The sequence below is a fragment of the Burkholderia sp. MR1-5-21 genome, from assembly GCF_053427715.1.
Genome location: NZ_JBSAXD010000037.1, coordinates 50,173 through 69,522, shown reverse-complemented (window position 1 = coordinate 69,522; position 19,350 = coordinate 50,173). Strand labels below are relative to the sequence as shown.

Annotated in this window: 19 protein-coding genes and 4 tRNA genes; 14 read left to right on the top strand and 9 right to left on the bottom strand. The window is 66.1% G+C overall.

The window, feature by feature from the left end:
* Position 1: 1 nt before the first annotated feature.
* From ACV229_RS34660 to ACV229_RS34650, 3 genes are all read left to right on the top strand, one after another.
* Positions 2–1,732 carry an FAD-dependent oxidoreductase gene (locus tag ACV229_RS34660; RefSeq protein ID WP_448087583.1) on the top strand — a complete coding sequence of 577 codons (1,731 nt, stop codon included), beginning with the start codon at positions 2–4 and terminating at the stop codon, positions 1,730–1,732.
* Positions 1,729–1,941 carry a hypothetical protein gene (locus ACV229_RS34655; RefSeq protein ID WP_448087582.1) on the top strand — a complete coding sequence of 71 codons (213 nt, stop codon included), beginning with the start codon at positions 1,729–1,731 and terminating at the stop codon, positions 1,939–1,941. The genes ACV229_RS34660 and ACV229_RS34655 overlap by 4 nt, the downstream gene beginning before the upstream one ends.
* Before the next feature lie 400 nt (positions 1,942–2,341).
* Positions 2,342–2,596, top strand: a complete 255-nt coding sequence (locus tag ACV229_RS34650; RefSeq protein WP_448078195.1) for a GlsB/YeaQ/YmgE family stress response membrane protein — start codon at positions 2,342–2,344, stop codon at positions 2,594–2,596.
* A 120-nt stretch (positions 2,597–2,716) separates the two neighbouring features.
* On the opposite strand, the gene ACV229_RS34645 is transcribed toward ACV229_RS34650, so the two are convergent.
* Together ACV229_RS34645 and ACV229_RS34640 are read right to left on the bottom strand one after the other, a co-directional pair.
* Positions 2,717–5,080, bottom strand: a complete 2,364-nt coding sequence (locus ACV229_RS34645) for a TonB-dependent receptor (protein WP_448087581.1) — start codon at positions 5,078–5,080, stop codon at positions 2,717–2,719.
* 122 nt (positions 5,081–5,202) lie between these two features.
* Positions 5,203–5,592: a DUF2946 domain-containing protein gene (locus ACV229_RS34640; RefSeq protein WP_448087580.1), complete on the bottom strand. Its 390-nt coding sequence runs from the start codon at positions 5,590–5,592 to the stop codon at positions 5,203–5,205.
* A gap of 197 nt (positions 5,593–5,789) precedes the next feature.
* Here ACV229_RS34640 and ACV229_RS34635 point away from each other — a divergent pair, with 197 nt between their 5' ends.
* Together ACV229_RS34635 and ACV229_RS34630 are read left to right on the top strand one after the other, a co-directional pair.
* Positions 5,790–5,936 carry a hypothetical protein gene (locus ACV229_RS34635; RefSeq protein ID WP_448087579.1) on the top strand — a complete coding sequence of 49 codons (147 nt, stop codon included), beginning with the start codon at positions 5,790–5,792 and terminating at the stop codon, positions 5,934–5,936.
* A gap of 220 nt (positions 5,937–6,156) precedes the next feature.
* Positions 6,157–6,750, top strand: coding sequence for a chorismate mutase (locus ACV229_RS34630; RefSeq protein ID WP_448087578.1), 594 nt, complete (start codon positions 6,157–6,159; stop codon positions 6,748–6,750).
* Positions 6,751–6,769: 19 nt separating this feature from the next.
* Here the strand turns inward: ACV229_RS34630 and ACV229_RS34625 are convergent, their stop codons facing one another.
* Positions 6,770–7,897, bottom strand: coding sequence for an exonuclease domain-containing protein (locus ACV229_RS34625; RefSeq protein ID WP_448087577.1), 1,128 nt, complete (start codon positions 7,895–7,897; stop codon positions 6,770–6,772).
* Positions 7,898–8,070: 173 nt separating this feature from the next.
* On the bottom strand, positions 8,071–8,274 hold the full coding sequence (locus ACV229_RS34620; RefSeq protein WP_448078187.1) for a cold-shock protein: 204 nt from the start codon (positions 8,272–8,274) through the stop codon (positions 8,071–8,073).
* 396 nt (positions 8,275–8,670) lie between these two features.
* On the opposite strand from ACV229_RS34620, the gene ACV229_RS34615 reads away from it, so the two are divergent.
* Both ACV229_RS34615 and ACV229_RS34610 read left to right on the top strand, forming a co-directional pair.
* Positions 8,671–8,937, top strand: a complete 267-nt coding sequence (locus ACV229_RS34615; protein ID WP_448087576.1) for a hypothetical protein — start codon at positions 8,671–8,673, stop codon at positions 8,935–8,937.
* Positions 8,938–9,456: 519 nt separating this feature from the next.
* Entirely contained in the window at positions 9,457–10,602 is a 1,146-nt protein-coding gene (locus tag ACV229_RS34610; RefSeq protein ID WP_448087575.1) for a porin, read from the top strand.
* Positions 10,603–10,710: 108 nt separating this feature from the next.
* On the opposite strand, the gene greB is transcribed toward ACV229_RS34610, so the two are convergent.
* Positions 10,711–11,289, bottom strand: a complete 579-nt coding sequence (gene greB, locus ACV229_RS34605) for a transcription elongation factor GreB (RefSeq protein WP_448087574.1) — start codon at positions 11,287–11,289, stop codon at positions 10,711–10,713.
* Between the two features lie 131 nt (positions 11,290–11,420).
* On the opposite strand from greB, the gene ACV229_RS34600 reads away from it, so the two are divergent.
* From ACV229_RS34600 to ACV229_RS34590, 3 genes are all read left to right on the top strand, one after another.
* Positions 11,421–11,497 (top strand) — tRNA-Arg (locus tag ACV229_RS34600).
* A gap of 61 nt (positions 11,498–11,558) precedes the next feature.
* Positions 11,559–11,635, top strand: a tRNA-Arg gene (locus ACV229_RS34595).
* 60 nt (positions 11,636–11,695) lie between these two features.
* Positions 11,696–11,772: transfer RNA gene (locus ACV229_RS34590), tRNA-Arg, on the top strand.
* 278 nt (positions 11,773–12,050) lie between these two features.
* Here the strand turns inward: ACV229_RS34590 and ACV229_RS34585 are convergent.
* The 4 genes from ACV229_RS34585 to ACV229_RS34570 form a co-directional block, all read right to left on the bottom strand.
* Complete coding sequence (locus ACV229_RS34585) at positions 12,051–14,420, bottom strand: RelA/SpoT family protein (RefSeq protein WP_448087573.1); 2,370 nt, start codon at positions 14,418–14,420, stop codon at positions 12,051–12,053.
* 65 nt (positions 14,421–14,485) lie between these two features.
* Entirely contained in the window at positions 14,486–14,689 is a 204-nt protein-coding gene (rpoZ, locus tag ACV229_RS34580; RefSeq protein ID WP_006999799.1) for a DNA-directed RNA polymerase subunit omega, read from the bottom strand.
* 59 nt (positions 14,690–14,748) lie between these two features.
* On the bottom strand, positions 14,749–15,432 hold the full coding sequence (gmk, locus tag ACV229_RS34575; RefSeq protein WP_448087572.1) for a guanylate kinase: 684 nt from the start codon (positions 15,430–15,432) through the stop codon (positions 14,749–14,751).
* A 6-nt stretch (positions 15,433–15,438) separates the two neighbouring features.
* Positions 15,439–16,362: a YicC/YloC family endoribonuclease gene (locus ACV229_RS34570; RefSeq protein ID WP_448087571.1), complete on the bottom strand. Its 924-nt coding sequence runs from the start codon at positions 16,360–16,362 to the stop codon at positions 15,439–15,441.
* A gap of 174 nt (positions 16,363–16,536) precedes the next feature.
* Between ACV229_RS34570 and rph the strand changes: the two genes are divergently transcribed.
* From rph to ACV229_RS34550, 4 genes are all read left to right on the top strand, one after another.
* Positions 16,537–17,277 carry a ribonuclease PH gene (rph, locus tag ACV229_RS34565; protein WP_448087570.1) on the top strand — a complete coding sequence of 247 codons (741 nt, stop codon included), beginning with the start codon at positions 16,537–16,539 and terminating at the stop codon, positions 17,275–17,277.
* Entirely contained in the window at positions 17,270–17,896 is a 627-nt protein-coding gene (gene rdgB / locus ACV229_RS34560) for an RdgB/HAM1 family non-canonical purine NTP pyrophosphatase (RefSeq protein WP_448087569.1), read from the top strand. Before rph ends, rdgB begins: the two co-directional genes overlap by 8 nt.
* 43 nt (positions 17,897–17,939) lie before the next feature.
* Entirely contained in the window at positions 17,940–19,154 is a 1,215-nt protein-coding gene (gene hemW / locus ACV229_RS34555; protein WP_448087568.1) for a radical SAM family heme chaperone HemW, read from the top strand.
* A 40-nt stretch (positions 19,155–19,194) separates the two neighbouring features.
* Positions 19,195–19,282, top strand: a tRNA-Ser gene (locus ACV229_RS34550).
* Positions 19,283–19,350 lie beyond the last annotated feature (68 nt).

Here is a 19,350-nt window from a genome sequence, read left to right as displayed (position 1 = left end):
GATGAGCATCGCCTTCAAGCCGTATCCGTTCGTCGCGGAGCGCCACGCCGCACGCCTGCCGGCATGCGACAACGGGATCGACACCCGCCGGCACCGCGTCGCGATCGTCGGCGGCGGCCCGGTCGGACTTGCCGTCGCGCTCGGGCTCGCGAACCACGGCGTTCCGTGCGTGCTGCTCGAATCGGACGATTCCGTCTGCCACGGCAGCCGCGCGATCTGCATCTCGCGGCGCAGCCTGGAGATCATCGAGCGGCTCGGCGCGCTCGACGGCTTCCTGCGTGTCGGCCTGCCGTGGACCGGCGGACGCAGCTACTACCGCCACGACGAAGTGCTGCACTTCACGATGCCGCAGGACGAGAACCAGAAGCTGCCGCCGATGGTGAACCTCGCGCAGTATCACATCGAGCAGCTCCTGCTCGATGCGGCCGAGCGGCATGCCGACCTGATCGACATCCGCTGGCAGACGAAGGTCGCCGGCGTCACGCGGCAACCGGACGGCGTGCGCCTGAGCGTCGGCACGCCGCTCGGCGACTACGCGCTCGACGCCGACTGGGTCGTCGCCTGCGACGGCGGGCGCAGCACGATGCGCGAAGCGCTCGGCCTGTCGCTCACGGGTACGAGCTACGAAGGCCGCTACGTGATCGTCGACATCGCGCTCGACAGCGACCGGCCGACCGAACGCCTCGCCTACTTCGACCCGTCGTCGAATCCGGGCTCGACGGTGCTCGTCCACAAGCAGCCCGACAACGTATGGCGCATCGATTACCAGTTGCGCGACGACGAGGATGCCGAAGTGGCCGTGAAGCCGGAGAACGTGATTCCACGCGTGCAGAGCCTGCTCGACATGATGGGCGAGCGCGGCGACTGGGCACCGATCTGGATCACCGTCTACAAGGCGAATGCGCTGACGCTCGAACGCTATCGGCACGACCGCGTGCTGTTTTGCGGCGACGCGGCGCATCTCGTGCCGATCTTCGGCGTGCGCGGCGCCAATTCGGGCATCGACGATGCCGACAACCTCGCGTGGAAGCTCGCGCTCGTGATTCGCGGGACCGCATCCGACACACTGCTCGACAGCTACTCCGACGAGCGCGTGTACGCGACGCACGAGAACCTGCGCTACGGCACGAAGAGCACCGAATTCATGGCACCGCCATCGTTCGCATTCGAGCTGATGCGCAAGGCCGTGCTGACGCTCGCGCTCGCGCATCCGGCGCTGCGCTCGCTGATCAATCCGCGCCAGACATCCGCGATCGCCTATGCCGACTCGCCGCTCAGCGCGGCCGACCGCGACGCGTTCGCCGCAGGCCCGGCCCCCGGGTCGGTGCTCGCGGAATGCCCGCTGATGCTGTACGGCACGCACGGCGATGCGCACCCCGGCCATCTGACCGACCTCGTCGCGCCGCGCTTTACCGCATTCTGCTTCGCGGCCGAAGGCTTGCCCGATCCGTCGCTCGGCGAACTCGAACGGCGGCTGCAAGCCGCCGGCGTTCCGTTCGATCTCGTCGTGCTCGCCCCGCACGCATCCGCGCCGCATCCGGCGTGTCGCGGCCACGATGCCGACGGACGCCTGTTCGGGATGTATGGCGCCCACGACGGCACCGTCTATCTGGTGCGTCCGGACGGTCACGTGCTGGGCCGCTGGCATGCCGCCCGCGCCGCCGACCTGAAGGCCGCGCTCACGCACGCGCTGCATCCGTTCACCCCGTCCACATTTCAGGAGCACGCATGATCACCGACAGCGAACGCGATGCCGTCTACACCGAGCTTTGCCATACGATGACCCGCGTCGGCGAAACCGATACGCCGCTCTTTCTCGCTCGTTTCGCATTGCTGGCGATCGAGGCACTCGGCGATGCGTCGGTTGCGGCGCGCCTGATCGCCGACGCGAGTACGGGCCTGCCGGATGCCGGCGCACTGCGGCCGGCGAGCGGGCAATAACGGCCGAGCGATGCCAATGGCGGCCTCCGTGTCGAGCGACGCGGGCCGCCTCGTTGCGCGGGTGCGCCCGCGTGCGATCGCCATGCCGTCTGCGACGCCAACTCCCGATCGATAGTAGTCCGACTCATCATGAGTGCCCAATCGACGCAACGTCCGGCCGCCGGTTCTTACATATTCATTTCAGTGCGTATCGCGGACGCGACCTCCCCGGCCTGGGCAGACAAATTCCTTGGAAATTCCCGTTCCGGGTGCATAACATTACTTAACGATTCTGACCCGTCTATCGCGCTACATTGCGGGGGCGACGGAAGGATCGGGATCGCCGCGCCGCCCCGTTCGGGGCTGCCGGCGCACCGCCCGACGTCCGGTCGATTCGATTCATCAACTGGAGAGGACCAACATGACTCATGGCTTGATAATGTGGCTCATCATCGGCGCGATCGCCGGCTGGCTTGCAGGTGTGCTCGTCAAGGGCGGCGGCTTCGGGCTCATCGTCGACATCATCGTCGGGATCGTCGGTGCGATCATCGGCGGATGGCTCGCGGGGCTGCTCGGCATCAGCGTCGGCAGCGGCTTCATCGGCTCGGTGATCGTCGCCGTCATCGGCGCGGTGATCCTGCTGTTCGTGATCCGTCTTTTCAAGCGAGCGACCTGACGTTCCCGTTGTTCCCTTTCGCGCGCCTGCGGGCGCGCGGCTGCATTCGACGGCGCGCGGCATGGCCGCCGCGCGCCGACCGTGCCGCGAGCCACAGCGCTCAGCCTGCCGCCAGCGATTTCACAGCGACCACTTCAGTTCTCCATAGAAAGTGCGGCCCGGATACGGGTGGAACACGTAGTAGCGGCGGTCCGTCAGGTTGTCGATGCCGACCGACGCGACCCAGTGCCGGTCGAAGCGGTAGCGCGCCTTCAGGTCGACGACCGTGAACGAGCTGGTGCCGCCGTAGACGTCCGGATTCACGTCGCTGTTGTCGAGCGTGTTGAACTGGCGCCCCGAATAGCGGACGCCGACGCTTGCAAGCCAGTGCTCGTCGAAGCGGTACGACGCGAGCAGGTTCGCGCGCATCCGCGGGATGCGCGGAAAGCGCGAGCCGACGTACGCGGGATTCGCCGCGTCGGCCAGGATCTGCGCGTTGCTCGCGGACACGTTGGCATCGACGTCGAGCCCCTTCAGCACGACGTTCTGCCCGCTGAACGCGAGCTCGACGCCGCGCACGCGAACGCGGTCGACGTTCGAGATGTTCGTGACCGTCGATGCGCCCGACACCGTCGTCTGGCTGTAGATCGAATCGCGCAGGTCGCTCTGGAATACGCTCGCGCGCACGACGCCGACACCGACGTCGCGCTCGGCCGTGAAGTCCCAGTCGATGGCCTTTTCGGGCCGCAGGCCCGGGTTGTTGTTGACGATCGCGTTGTTCGAGATCGTGCCCTGGAACAGCTCGCCGACCGTCGGGAAGCGCGTGCCCGTCGCGAACGACAGGCGGAAGCGCCAGACGTCCGTCGCATCCCATTGCAGCGCGACCTTCGGCGACAGCGCGTTCGCACCGCGATCCGCATAGCCGAGCGTGCCGTTCGCGTTGCCGAGCGCGCCGCCGTACGCGTCCCAGCGCTCGTAGCGCAGGCCGAGCGTCGCGAGCCAGCCCGGCGCGAACCGCCACGCGTCCTGCGCGAACAGCGCCTGCGTGCGCGTGTCGCCGCGGTAGACGCTCGCGAGCGACGTCGTCGGCCCCGCCAGCCAGTCGGCCGTGTTGTACGTGACGTTGCGCAGGAAGTAGTTGTCGTAGTGATAGCCGAACGTGAACGTGTGCCCCTTCACTTGCGGCGCTTCCGCCTTCAGGTCGAGCGTGCGCCAGCCGGTGCCGTCGCCCTGGAACAGCGTGCCCGCGCCGCCCTGCGCGGTCGACGCGGCACGCTGCACGTCGCGCGACACGTCGTACGCGGACACGACGCCCGACAGCCGCCAGCCGGCATCGAACCGCGCGTTCAACCCGAGCGCATACAGCCAGTTCTCCTGGTCGCCGCGCTGCGGCGCGAAGGCACTCGGCGCGACGGTCATGTTCTGCCCGCCGATCGACACGTTGCCGCCATACACGGGATTGCCCGCCGCGTCGCGCAGGAACGTCTCGCCGTGCTGCCGGTAGTGGTTCTCCCAGTGGCCGAGCGTGAGCGTCGCGTCGACGTGATCGGTGAACGCGTACCCCATCCGCACCGTCTCGTTGATCTGCTCGGTGCGCTCGAGCGATTGCGCGCCGACGATCGTGCGCGGCTTGCCGTTCGGCCCGATGTCGGCGACGGCCCCCGTCACCGGCACTGCACGCCCGAGCTTCGGGTTGTACGCGGCAGCCGGGCTCGCGTACTGCATCGGCTGGCCGTTGTTCTCGAGCCGGTCGAGCGACAGCGCGAACCAGAAGCGGCCGACGCGGTTCGCGATCCGCGCGGTCTGGTGGTTGCCGCCGAAGCTGTCCGCGAACCCGTAGCCGTCGTGGTAGCGCTGCGTGAAGAATTGCGTCGACAGCGACGCCTCGAGCTTGTCGGGACGGCGCGTCGTGAGCAGCACGGTCGACCCGATCGCATTGCCGGGGTACAGCGCGGAAAACGGGCCGTACAGCACGTCGACCCGCGCGATGTCGTCGGGCGGAATCAGCGACCAGCGCGGCGGATACGCGTAGCTCGAGCCGAGCAGGTTCGACAGCAGCAGCCCGTCGGCATAGACGAGCCCGCGCGCGCTCTGCAACTCGTTGAAGTCGCGACCGGCGAACACCGCATTGCGGTCGCCGATGAAGCGCTTGCGCACCATCAGGTTCGGCGCGTATTTCAGCGCGTCCTCGGTGTTGACGTTGGTGTGCGCGTCGATGCGCTCGCGCGTGATCGACTCGACGACGGCCGGCGTGTCGGGATCGGCCGGCTGCCGTTGCGCGGTCACGGTGACGGCGGTCAGCACGTCGGCGGCCGCATCCGGCGCGGCCGGCGCGGCGGCAGACGCCGCAGCGGATGCGCGGCTCGCCTCGCTGGCGGGTTCCGGTACGGGGTCGACGCGCGCGGCGTCCGGTTGCGCCGCACCGGCGGCGGGCCACGCAAAGGCAGCCGCGCAGGCAAGCGCGAGCGGGCCGCGCGACGATCGCGCGGCAACGGTGAACGACATGGGTGATTTCCTGAAAACGTGATTGAACGCCGCCCGCTGCAAGGCGGCGCGGCGCGCCGACGCAGGCGCGACGCACGCGGCCGGCACCGCAGGCGGATGCGCGCCGTCAGGCGCGCGCGGAATCAGATCGAGACGGTTTCAGGCGGGGCGCGCGGCTGGGCAAGACGAATGCCCTTGCGCACGGAGACGGGAACGGTCGGTGCCGGCGTGCGGATCGCGAACGTCCGTACGAAGCCCGGCATCGCGGGCAGGCTCGCGCCGAGTGCGACGTTTGCCGCGAAGCCGGGGCAGTACACGCAGTGCGGCACGCCCGCATGATCGAACGACGACGTGTCGTGATCGCCGGCGGCCTGCGCGAGCACGACCTGACGCGCCCCCGCTGCACTGCACAACTCGAGCGTGAGTTCCCCCGAACCGCTCGACGCGAGACGCGCGTAGCCGATGACGGGCGACAGTACGTTCAGTACCAGCGCCAGCCATACAAGGCCGATCCATCGCGTCGTTCGTTTCATCGGGGTCCAAAAAAAGTGCGCGCAAGTATAACAAGGGCCAGGATTGTTGCCGATTCCGCGGTGAGTGATGGCCGGCATCACACCGTGCGCGGGAAACCATGTGCCGTTAATACAACAGAGACAAAATCTAACGATTCGTTTCTGGCATAAATTCGAGCGCGAGGCTGATAATTATTGAACCTGCTGGAGAAACGATCATGGACGAAAAACCGATTCGCATGCCGCCGCCGGACCAAGTGATGAGCCCGGATCCGGAGCCTGTTGGCGTGGAATTCCTCGCCGAGCTGCCCGAACACGTCCGGGCTTTCTTCGACGAACAGCACAAGCTGTATTCGCCGAAGTGAACGGGCATTCCGCTCTGTAACCGCCGCGTGTCGACGCTCGAGACCGTGCGGTACATCGCTGCGCATTGGCCGCAGTTCGCCTCGCACCCGGGTCGCAATGACCTGACGGTGCCGGATCAGTTCGTCCGCTGATTCTCCTGTCGCGACGCCACGCCGCGCGACTGTCTTCGTCTATCCTTCTGTTTTTCCACTTCCGGTTCGCCCGGCCCCGATCGTTCCGATGAAGCATCCCATTCGCGCCGGCCTTGCCGCGGCAGCGCTCGGCCTCGCCCTCTTCTCCGTGCCACCCGCCGTCCATGCCGACGGCGACGATACGGCCCTGACCAACCTCGTCGCGCTCGCGTCACAGCGCCTCGCGCTCGCCGAGCCGGTGGCACGCTGGAAATGGGCGAACCACAAGCCGATCGAGGACCGTCCGCGCGAAGCGGAACTGCTCGCGTCGGTCGAACAGCGCGCGGCCCGAGCCGGCGTCGATCCGGCGTTCGCCCGGACCTTCTTCGAGGATCAGATCGCGGCGAGCAAGGACGTGCAGAACGCGCTGTTCGCCGCATGGCGTGCAACCCGGCCGCCGGAAGGCACGCCGCCCGATCTCGCGACGAGCACGCGCCCGAAGCTCGACCTGCTGACGCAGGCGATGCTCGCCGGCCTTGCGCAGGTCGAACCGTTGAGGACGGCGCCCGACTGCCAGGCACGGCTCGCCCGCAGCATTGCAAACTGGAAATCGCTGACGCGCTACGACGCGAGCCAGGCGCAAGCGCTCGGCACCGCGTTGTCGCACGTGTGCGCGGCAGGCGGCGCGAGTGCGATCGGCTGATCGGCTGACGCTCGGCCGGTCAGCCGGCGGGCGCGAGCACGGCGAGCGGAATCAGCTGCAGCCCGCGCGACAGGTGCGTCTGCAGCAGACGATACGTGGACGGCTCGAATGTCGCCGCGGCTTCCTCGGCGGCAAGCCGTGCGGCGGCGTCGATCGACTCCGCCGCGCCGAGATAACGCCAGCCGTCGATCACATGGAACAGCGTGCGTTCGCCGCGCGCTTCGAACGCCACCGCGCCGTCGAACGGCCATGGCGCCGCGGTGCCGGCGCGTGCTGTGTCCGCCGGACGGCGATTGAACGCCGGCCGCAGGCGGGCGATCCATTGGGCCTCGGCCAGCATCGCGCCGAGTTCGTTGCCCGTCTCGCGCCATTCGACGCGCCGTACCTGCTGCGCGAGGCGCATCTCCTTCGACGAACGCCGCTCGCCGGTCAGCAGCGCGCGCAACCGTTGCCGCACGCGTACGCTGCGCCCGACATAGAGCGGCTCGTCCGCTTCGCCGAACAGCGCATAGGCGCCGCACCCCGCCGGCGCCGTGTCGAGCCAGGCTTCGGTGATGCCGCCGGCGAGACGGAAATGCCGTGTCGTGCGCGCGATCTGCTCGCGCAACCGCTCGAGCGGCACGATTTCATGCAACTGCCGCCAGAATTGCCACAGCAGGTCCGCGTCCGCGAGCGCCCGATGCCGGGCGGACGGCACGAGGCGATGCCGCTCGACCAGCGCGTCGAGTCCGTGCCGCGACTCGCGCGGAAACAGCGCACGTGACAACCGCACGGTGCACAGGACGTCGGGATTGAATGCGAGGCCGGCGCGCTCGAATTCGGTGCGCAGGAAGCCGCGATCGAAGCTTGCGTTGTGCGCGACGAACAGCTTGCCGTCGAGCCGCTCGAACAGTGCGGGCGCCAGCGATGCAAAGGATGGCGCATCGCGCACCATCGCATCGGAAATGCCCGTCAGTTGCTGGATGAACGGCGGAATCGGCTGCCCGGGATTGACGAGCGAGGTCCACGTCGACACACCATGCGGGCCGATCTCGACGACGCCGATTTCAGTGATGCGATGCTCGGCGGACGAGCCGCCGGTGGTCTCGAGGTCGACAAAAACGAGCGGAAGTTCGCAGGCGGGATCGGACGGGCGGGAATCGGACATGAAAGGACTGGGGAAACGGCGCTTTCATCAGTATGCACTGGCTTGCGCATCCGCGGCCAGCACGAACCGGCCACCGGCGCGGTTCAATACGTCAAAGTGCCCATCAATGCGCCCATCAAAGCAAAAGCCCCCGCATTGCGGGGGCTCGGACGTGATCGGCAACGCGCAGCGTGTCAGATCGCCTGGATATTCGCCGCCTGCTTGCCTTTCGGCCCGACTTTGACGTCGAACGAAACGCGCTGATTTTCCTTCAGCGACTTGAAACCGTCCATCTTGATTTCGGAAAAGTGCGCAAACAAATCCTCGCCGCCATTGTCCGACGTAATGAAACCGAAGCCCTTAGCATCGTTAAACCATTTCACGATACCGGTATCCATACCTTCGTTCCCCACTCGATTTGATCAAAAAAGCTATTCTTTATAGCCGTTTTCCGAAACCCCGAGACGTCACGCCGGCACAAGCCAGAAGCGCACCGCCCGAGGACGGAGTGCTGACTTTATAAATTGGATAATCCGGTCGCGTCAAGAAAATTTTGAGTGACCGCATTATAAAAAAACCGTAAATGCCACTGGAATCGGTACCCGAACCTTATCAATAAATCGCCCCCGCCAAGAACCTGTCATTATTACCGGGGACCCGCTCCGCGATAATCCGAACCACGAAAAACCTACCGGGGCCATATCGGGCCGGTAAAATCCTCGGGTTTTTTCCGGGTTGCGGAAAGCGCACGGCGTTGCGATGCTGAACCGACGCGTACGGTGTGGGAGAAAGTCATGTGGCTGGACGGAATCAAGCGCTTCGCGAGCCGGCTCGGACGCGTGCGCCGCAAGTCCCGCGCACTTGCCGACACCGCACGTGAAACGCCCTGCGACGCCGAGTTCGACACGACCTGGCATGGCGACCACTGGCAGAACCTGCTTGCGTCGCCGCTCGACGCGCGTCATTACGTGATGGAAGACTGGGCGCACGAGCCGCCGCCGGCCGAGAAAAAGGAAGCGCTGCCGCCGGCCAAGCGCCGACGCCGCTGGTACGAGCAGTAGGAGTCAGGGAGGCGGCGCAAAAAAAAAGCGCGACTGGGAAGTCGCGCCGACAAAGGTTTGGAGATCTTTTCCGTCAACGAAAAAGTCTGCTTCGGAAAGCAGAGATTGCAGTATAGCGACATAACATCCTTTCATTATCCATGCTCCACACAAACCTCTATTGCCGCCACGGCAATAATCGCGCTGGCGCGCCCGGCGCCTGCCAATAACCACCTGTCGCGATCGCGCAACGCTCGAACCGCCGGCCGCATCGCCCCACCCGCTCGCTGCATCGCCGCAGACCCTTGACGGACAGGGCTTTCCGGCCACCCGGCATTCATTGCGAAATCCAAAATAGACTATTGTTTAAAGTGTTTTCCTCGCCGCTCCGGGCCGCTCCATACACTTTGCATGAGGTCCGAAGAAACGAGGGCGTCCACGCCCGCCCGGCGTCATCGCGATTTGACACTGATTCGCCGCACACACTCGCCGGTGCCAGCAGCAGGTTCGATTTCCATCATCCTGTTTGGAGACAGATCAATGAAAAAGACCCTGATCGTCGCGGCATTGTCGGGCGTATTTGCGACTGCCGCGCATGCACAAAGCAGCGTCACGCTGTACGGCCTGATCGATGCCGGCATCACGTACACGAACAACCAGGGCGGCCACAGCGCGTGGCAGGAAACGAGCGGCTCCGTCAACGGCAGCCGCTGGGGCCTGCGCGGCGCCGAGGATCTCGGCGGCGGCCTGAAGGCGATCTTCACGCTGGAAAACGGCTTCGGCATCAATAACGGCACGCTGAAGCAGAACGGCCGCGAATTCGGCCGGCAGGCCTTCGTCGGCCTCGCGCACGACATCTACGGCTCGGTCACGCTCGGCCGCCAGTACGACAGCGTCGTCGACTATCTCGGCCCGCTGTCGCTCACCGGCACGCAATACGGCGGCACCCAGTTCGCGCACCCGTTCGACAACGACAACCTGAACAACTCGTTCCGGATCAACAACTCGGTCAAATACCAGAGCGCGAATTACAGCGGCCTGAAGTTCAGCGCACTGTACGGCTTCTCGAACTCGACAAGCTTTGCGAACAACCGCGCATACAGCGTCGGCGCATCGTACAGCTACATGGGCTTCAACTTCGCGGCCGCCTACCTGCAGTTGAACAACAACGTGAACGCATTGTCGCAGGCCGTCACCGATCCCGGCGCGGTCGCAGGCGACTGGACCTTCGCGGCCGGCCGTCAGCGCACCTGGGGCGCGGGCCTGAACTATACGTTCGGCCCCGCGACGGCCGGCTTCGTGTTCACGCAGACGCGCCTGACCGACAGCCGCGCCATCAGCGCCGCGGCATCGGGCGTGACGGGCGGCATTACCGGCCTGTCGGGCGGCACGCGTTTCAACAACTACGAAATCAACGGCCGCTACGCGCTGACGCCGGCGCTGTCCCTCGCCGGGTCGTATACGTACACCGACAGCCGCATCGTCGGCCAGACGCCGAGCTGGCACCAATTCAACCTGCAGGCCGACTATGCGCTGTCGAAGCGCACGGACGTGTACCTGCAGGGCGAATACCAGAAGGTCAACGCGGACGGCCTGAACCTCGACGCGAACATCAATGGCCTCGGCACTGCCTCGTCGACCAACAAGCAGATTTCCGTCACGGCAGGCCTGCGCCATCGCTTCTGAGCGTCGCTGCGTCCGCAGCCGGCGGCCACACCGGCAACGAGACCCGCAAGACAAAGCGCCCCGACCGGGGCGCTTTCTGTTTGCACGGCAGCGCGTGTCCCGCCGCGCTCAGGCCTTGCCGGCCGCGGGATCGCCCGGCGCGGGATAATGCACGTCGAGCACGTCGATCGGTTGCGGCCCGACGGGCGTCATCAGCGTGACGGTATCGCCGATCTTCGCCTTGAGCAGCGCGCGCGCCACCGGCGAGATCCAGCTCACATGACCGCGGTCGAGATCGACCTCGTCGATGCCGACGATCGTGATCGTGTGCTCGCCGCCGTCCGGCGTCGCATAGTCGACCGTCGCGCCGAAGAACACCTGGTCGGTATTCTCCTGCCGGCTCGCATCGACCACCTCGGCGATGTCGAGCCGCTTGGTCAGGAAGCGGATGCGCCGGTCGATCTCGCGCAGCCGCCGCTTGCCGTAGATGTAGTCGCCGTTCTCGGAACGGTCGCCGTTCGACGCCGCCCACGACACGAGTCGCACGACCTCGGGACGCTCGACGTCGATCAGGTTCAGCAGCTCGTCCCTGAGCCGCTTGTGCCCCACCGGCGTGATGTAGTTCTTCGAACCAGCCGGAATCGCGGCCTGGGCCTGCTCGAGATCGTCGTCGTCGCCGTCCGACTCTTTGACAAACGCCTTGTTCATGATGCACATTCAAACATGGATTGCGGATGCTTCAAGGGTACACGATGGGCCGCCCCCGAAGACCGGGACCGCATATTTTGCGAATAAGGCTTCCCTTTTTAAACAACCCTGCTATAATCCCTCTTCTGCGTGCGGCTGTAGCTCAGTTGGATAGAGTACTTGGCTACGAACCAAGGGGTCGTGGGTTCGAATCCTGCCAGCCGCGCCACCTCATTCAAGGGCCTTCCGCACCGAAGGCCCTGTCAGTTTGAAGTAGTACCGTTTTGCGTGCGGCTGTAGCTCAGTTGGATAGAGTACTTGGCTACGAACCAAGGGGTCGTGGGTTCGAATCCTGCCAGCCGCGCCATTATTGAGGGCCTTCCCATCGAAGAAGGCTCTGTCGGTTTGAAGTAGTAACGCTTTGCGTGCGGCTGTAGCTCAGTTGGATAGAGTACTTGGCTACGAACCAAGGGGTCGTGGGTTCGAATCCTGCCAGCCGCGCCACTTTCAAGGGCCTTCCTCCGGGAAGGCCCTTTTTCTTTGTCCTCCCTCCCCGCTCGATCGCCGCGTCTCGGGCAATCCGGGCGCACGCGCCTTTCGTCCCGCTCCCATCCTTCCGATCGGCCCGTACGGCTCGTCCGCGCGATCATTGGCACGCAGGCTTGCATTCCGCATGCGGGCGACGGCCGCCAGCAACAGCGCCGCCGCCACTTCCGGCGCGCACAAACAAGAACGGCGGCCCAAGGCCGCCGTCGCATTGCTCGAATCGAACACCCGGTGCGTCAGTAATCCTGCCGCTCGCGCTCGATGCGCATCCCGCCGTCGTGACGCGCATGCGTGCCGTCGTCGGTCGAGCGCTCGCGCATGATCCGCATCACGTCCGGATTGGTCCGCACGCGCCGCATCACGTTCGCGAGGTGGACGCGGTCGCTGACCTGGATCACGAAGCGCAGCACGGTCGATTCGTGCGTGAGATCCTCGTCCATCGCGATGTGGACGATGTTCGCGTCGGCCGACGTGATGTCCGCGGCCACGCGCGCGAAGATCCCCTTCGTATTCTTCACGAGCGCCTTCACCGCGACGTCGAAGAGGCGTCCCGGCTGCGGCGCCCATTCGACATCGATCCAGCGGCCCGGATCGCGGCGATGGATGCGCTGCGCGACGCGGCAATCGGTCGTATGAATCGCCATCCCGAGGCCGATGCCGATATAGCCCATGATCGCGTCGCCCGGGATCGGCCGGCAACACGCGGACAACTGCACCGACATCCCTTCCGTGCCGGTGATCACGACCGGCGGCGCATGATGCGCGGCATGCCGCTCGGCCTTCGGCAGATCGTCGTCCGCATCGCGGCCGCTCATCAGCACCTCGATGCGCTTCGCCATCACCGCGGCGACGCGGCGGCCAAGGCCGATGTCCGCGAAGATTTCCTGGCGGCTCTTGTTGCCCGTCCACTGCACGAGCTTTTCCCATACTTCCGGCGCGACGTCGGCAAGCGCGAGGCCGTAGCCCTTCAGGCTCTGGTCGACGAGCCGCTCGCCGAGCTGCACCGACTCGTTCAGGCGCATCGTCTTCAGGTAGTGACGGATCGCCGAGCGCGCCTTGCCGGTGCGCACGAAGCCGAGCCACGCGGGGTTCGGCTTCGAATACGGCGCGGTGATCACCTCGACGATGTCGCCGCTCTTCAGCTCGGTGCGCAGCGGCAGCAGCTCGTTGTTGATCTTCACGGCGACGCACTGGTTGCCGAGATCGCTGTGGATCGAATACGCGAAGTCGAGCGCCGTGGCGCCGCGCGGCAGCGCCATGATCTTCGACTTCGGCGTGAACACGTAGACCGCATCCGGGAACAGGTCGATCTTCACGTGCTCGAGGAATTCGCTCGAATCGCCGGCCTCGCTCTGGATGTCGAGCAGCGACTTCAGCCACTGGTGCGCGCGCTTCTGCACGTCGCTGAGATCCGCGCTGCTGCCGTTCTTGTACAACCAGTGGGCGGCAACGCCCGCCTCGGCGATCTCGTGCATCTTGCGCGTGCGCACCTGGAACTCGATCGGCGCGCCGAACGGGCCGACGAGCGTCGTATGCAGCGACTGGTAGCCGTTGATCTTCGGGATCGCGATGTAGTCCTTGAACTTGCCCGGCACCGGCTTGTACAGCGCATGCAGCGCACCGATGCACGTATAGCAGTCGAGCGGATTCTCGACGACGACCCGGAAGCCGTACACGTCGAGCACCTGCGAGAACGACAGCTGCTTGTCGCGCATCTTCCGGTAGACGCTGTAGATGGTCTTCTCGCGCCCGGTGATCTCGGCGTCGATCTTCGCATCCGCCATCGCGCGCTGTGCGGCTTCGAGGATCTTGCCGATCACCTCGCGGCGGTTGCCGCGCGCGGCCTTCACGGCTTTCTCGAGCGTCGCGTAGCGATGCGGGTTGAAGTTCGCGAAGCTCATGTCCTGCAGCTCGCGATAGGTATTGTTCAGACCGAGGCGGTGCGCGATCGGCGCATAGATGTCGAGCGTCTCGCGCGCGACGCGGCGGCGCTTTTCCATCGGCACCGCGCCGAGCGTGCGCATGTTGTGCAGGCGATCGGCGAGCTTGACGAGGATGACCCGCACGTCGCGCGCCATCGCGAGCAGCATCTTGCGGAAGTTTTCCGCCTGCGCTTCCTCGCGGCTGCGGAACTCCATCTTGTCGAGCTTGGACAGGCCGTCGACCAGCTCCGCGACCTTCGGCCCGAACCGCTCGGCCAGCTCGCTCTTGGTCACGCCCTGGTCTTCCATCACGTCATGCAGGAGCGCCGCCATCACGGCCTGCGCGTCGAGCTTCCAGCCGGCGCAGATTTCCGCGACGGCGACGGGATGGGTGATGTAGGGTTCGCCGCTCTGGCGATATTGACCGAGGTGGGCTTCGTCGCTGAAATGGAACGCCGCCTTGACCTCTTTGATTTCCTCCGGCGCGAGATACTCGGCGAGCGTGGCGGTCAGTTTCGCGATCGAAACGACGCCATGCTTGCGCGGCTGCTCCGGGGTGGCGGTCGGCCCGAACAGATGCCGGAACGACTGTTCGAGGACCGCATTGATGTACTGGCGCGCAGGCGATTGTGCCGTGGCTTCGGTGGTCGGATCCGCGGAGGCGGACGATGGGGTGGTGCTCATATTCGCCTCCTCGGTCAGCAATCGTTGCGCGCGTGGACTACATGGCTGGAGCGAAGCAGGCGCGGTTAGACCGGCACCTTCTTCAGCATCTCGATGCCGACCTGGCCGGCCGCGATCTCGCGCAGCGCGACGACGGTCGGCTTGTCGCGGCTTTCGATCTTCGGCGTATGGCCTTGCGCGAGCTGCCGCGCGCGATAGGTGGCGGCGAGCGCCAGTTCGAAGCGGTTCGGGATTTGCTTCAGGCAGTCTTCGACGGTAATGCGAGCCATGTTGGGTAATTCCTTCTGAATATAGTGCTTATTCTACCTTATGTCCCTCGTCCCTCGCGTCATTCCGCGTGCGGCAGGTGGATGCCGAGCTCGATGAACAGCTCCGCATGTCGAGCGTACTGCGAAGCAAAGCGAAGGCGCGTCGCGGCGACGATGCATTCCAGCTCGGCGAGCGCGCGGTCGAAGTTCTCGTTGATCACGACATATTCCGCTTCCGACGCGTGCGCGATCTCGCTGCCGGCCGCGAGGAGGCGCCGCGTGATCACGTTCGGCTCGTCCTGGCCGCGCTTCTTCAGGCGCTCCTCGAGCGCGTCGAGCGACGGCGGCAGGATGAAGATGCCGACCGCGTTGCGGAACTGCTTCTTCACCTGCAACGCGCCCTGCCAGTCGATTTCGAGCAGCACGTCGTGGCCGTTTTTCATCTGCTCTTCGATCCACACGCGCGATGTGCCGTAGTAGTTACCGTGCACTTCCGCGCTCTCGAGGAACTCGTGCGCCGCGTGACGCGCGCGGAAATCGTCGACCGTCGTGAAGTGGTAATGCTGGCCGTCCTGCTCGCCCGGCCGCGGCTTGCGCGTCGTGTACGAGATCGACAGGCAGATCTCGTCGTCCTTTGACAGGAGCGCGTTCACGAGCGTGGACTTGCCGGCGCCCGACGGCGCGACGACCATGAACAGGTTGCCGGGATAGACGCCCGCGTGCAGCGAATGTGCGGCGTGGCCGTCGTGGGGAATTGCGGTCATGTTGCGTTACTCCAGGTTTTGCACTTGCTCGCGCATCTGCTCGATCAGCAGCTTGAGCGCCATCGACGCGTCGGCCAGCTCCTTGGCCGCCGCTTTCGAGCCGAGCGTGTTCGCTTCGCGATTCAGTTCCTGCATCATGAAGTCGAGACGCTTGCCGACGCGGCCGCCCTTCTCGATCACATGGCGCGTTTCGTTCAGGTGCGCGGTGAGCCGCGACAGCTCCTCCGCGATGTCGATCCGGATCCCGTACATCGTCACTTCCTGACGGATGCGCTCCGCGGCTTCCTCGCGCGACACGATCGGCGCGCTGCCCTCCGGCGCCGCGATGCCGAGCGCTTCCTGCAGCCGCTCGACGATCTTCTGCTGATGCTTCGCGATCAGCTCCGGCACGAGCGGCGTGATGCGCGCGACGATCGCTTCCATCTCGGCAACGTTCGACAGCAGCATCGTCGCGAGCTGCGCGCCTTCGCGCGAACGCACGACGACGAGCTCGCCGATCGCTTCCTTGCCGCATGCGAGCACCGCATCGCGGATCGCGTCGGCCGACACGCCGCTTTCCGCGATCACGCCGGGCCAGCGCAGGATCTCGCCCGCGCGCAGGCGGCCGACGCCCGGGAACGATTCGAGCACCGTGCGCTCGAGGTCGGCGAGCTGGCCGAGCGCCGTCTGGTTCAGCGCGCCCGCGCCGATGCTCTGCTCGCCGCGCTGCAGGTTGATGCGCACGTCCACCTTGCCGCGCGACAGCTTGTTCATCAGCATTTCGCGCAGCGCCGGCTCGCATGCGCGCACGTCGTCGGGCATGCGGAAATTCAGGTCGAGGAAGCGCGAGTTCACGGTACGCAATTCGACCGACACGCTGGTGCCGCCGTTGCCTGTCGCCGCCGCGAGTTCGCGCGTCGCGCTCGCATAGCCCGTCATGCTGTAGATCATGGTTCGTCTCGCCGTCTGGATGCCCTTGCGGGCCGGGAATCAATCGAGGCGCCCGGCGCATCCGAAGCGCGGGGCGGAAACGCGCATTATCCCATTTTTGGCGCCGACCCCGCCGGGCGCGCGGGCCGTTCGGCGCTAAAATCGGGGTTTCCTCTCCCACTCTCCATCTCGCTCATGACGCAATCCTTTTCCCGTCCGAGCGGCCGCCGCGCCGACGAGCTGCGCAAGGTCGCCATCACGCGCCACTACACGAAGCATGCGGAAGGCTCCGTGCTGGTCGAATTCGGTGACACCAAGGTGATCTGCACGGCGAGCGTCGCCGAGCGCGTGCCGGAATTCCTGCGCGATCGCGGCCAAGGCTGGCTGACGGCCGAATACGGGATGCTGCCGCGCGCGACGCATACGCGCAGCGACCGCGAAGCCGCGCGCGGCAAGCAGACGGGCCGCACGCAGGAAATTCAGCGCCTGATCGGCCGCGCGCTGCGCGCGGTGTTCGACCTCGAGGCGCTCGGCCCGCGCACGATCCATATCGACTGCGACGTGATCCAGGCCGACGGCGGCACGCGCACCGCGAGCATCACCGGCGCGTTCGTCGCCGCGCACGACGCGGTGTCGAAGCTGATCGCCGCCGGCAAGCTCGCGCGCTCGCCGATCACCGCCCACGTGGCCGCGATCTCGGTCGGCGTGTTAGAGGGCACCCCCTTGCTCGATCTCGATTACGCCGAGGATTCGCGCTGCGACACCGACATGAACGTCGTGATGACGGGTGCGGGCGGCTTCGTCGAGGTCCAGGGCACCGCCGAAGGCGTGCCGTTCTCGCGCGACGAGATGAACGCGCTGCTCGATCTCGCGCAAAGCGGCATCGGCGCGCTCGTGCAGATGCAGAAGGACGCGCTGGGTGCGAGTCATGTCTGACGATCGCACCACGCCGCCGCTGTCGCGCATCGTGCTCGCGTCGAACAACGCCGGCAAGCTGCGCGAATTCACGGCGATGTTCTCGACCGTCGGCATCGACGTGATTCCGCAGGGCGACCTCGCGGTGCCGGAAGCGGAAGAGCCGTTCCGCACGTTCATCGAGAATGCGCTGACGAAAGCGCGTCACGCGGCCGAGCTCACCGGGCTGCCGGCGATCGCGGACGATTCCGGCCTGTGCGTGCGCGCGCTGCGCGGCGCCCCCGGCGTCTACTCCGCACGCTATGCGCAGCGCGCGGGGCTCGAGAAAGGCGACGCAGCGAACAATGCGCATCTGGTCGACCAGCTGCGCGGCGTCGCGGACCGCAGCGCGTATTACTGCTGCGTGCTCGCACTCGTGCGCCACGCCGACGATCCGGAGCCGCTGTTTGCAGAAGGCCGCTGGCACGGCGAGATCGTCGACGCGCCGCGCGGCGCGCACGGATTCGGCTACGACCCGTATTTCTACCTGCCGGCGCTCGGCGCGACGGCCGCCGAGCTCGAACCGCCGGTGAAGAACGCGCTCAGTCATCGCGCACTCGCGCTCAAGGCGCTGCTCGCGCGGCTCGCGGAGGGAGAATGATCAACAGCCCCCACGCATACCGTCATTCGTCGCAGGAGGCAGCATGAGCCAGGCTGCGGACACCGGCGCGCGCGTCGTCGCGACCTTCACGTCGCCGGGCCAGGTGCGGCTGACGTCGCTGCCGCCGCTCGCGCTGTACGTGCACTTCCCGTGGTGCGTGCGCAAGTGCCCGTATTGCGACTTCAACTCGCACGAGTGGAAGGGCGAGCGGTTTCCGGAAACCGAGTATCTCGACGCACTGCGTGCCGATCTCGAGCACGCGCTGCCGCTCGTCTGGGGACGCCAGGTGCACACGGTGTTCATCGGCGGCGGCACGCCGAGCCTGCTGTCCGCAGCGGGCCTCGACCGCCTGCTGTCCGACGTGCGCGCGCTGCTGCCGCTCGACGCGGACGCGGAGATCACGCTCGAGGCGAATCCGGGCACGTTCGAGGCGGCGAAATTCGCGCAGTTCCGCGCGAGCGGCGTGAACCGCCTGTCGGTCGGCATCCAGAGCTTCAACGAGACGCACCTGAAGGCGCTCGGCCGCATCCACGACGCCGCGCAGGCGCGCGCGGCCGTCGAGGTCGCCGCGAAGACGTTCGACAACTTCAATCTCGACCTGATGTTCGCGCTGCCGAACCAGACGCTGGACGAATGCCGCACCGATATCGAAACGGCACTGTCGTTCGCGCCGCCGCATCTGTCGCTGTATCACCTGACGCTCGAGCCGAACACGCTGTTCGCGAAGTTTCCGCCTGCCGTGCCCGACGACGACGCGTCCGCCGACATGCAGGAGTGGATCCACGCGCGCACCGCCGAAGCCGGCTACGCGCGCTACGAGGTGTCCGCCTATGCGAAGCCGCATCATCAGTGCAAGCACAACCTGAATTACTGGCGCTTCGGCGACTATCTCGGGATCGGCGCGGGCGCGCACACGAAGCTGTCGTTCCCGAACCGCATCGTGCGGCAGGCGCGCTACAAGCACCCGGCCACCTTCATCGAGCAGGCAATGGCCGGCACGCCGGTGCAGGAAGAGCGAGAAGTCGGCGCGCGCGACCTGCCGTTCGAGTTCATGCTGAACACGCTGCGGCTCGTCGAGGGGTTCCCGGTGCATAGCTTCGCCGAACGCACGGGCCTGCCGATGAGCACGATCGAACCGGCGCTCAAGGAGGCGGAACGGCGCGGGCTGATCGCGCGCGATTTCGCGCAGATCGCGCCGACGCCGCTCGGCCAGCGCTTCCTCAACGACCTGCAGGAACTGTTCCTGCGCGACGATTGACGATGACAGGGGCGGCATTTCGGTTACAATGCCGCCTCGTGGAAGCGTGGCCGAGCGGTTTAAGGCACTGGTCTTGAAAACCAGCGACGGGCAACTGTCCGTGAGTTCGAATCTCACCGCTTCCGCCAGCAGCATGCGCAAAACCCCGTCAATTCGATGAATGGCGGGGTTTTTTGTTGTTCCGCGTGCCGCGTGG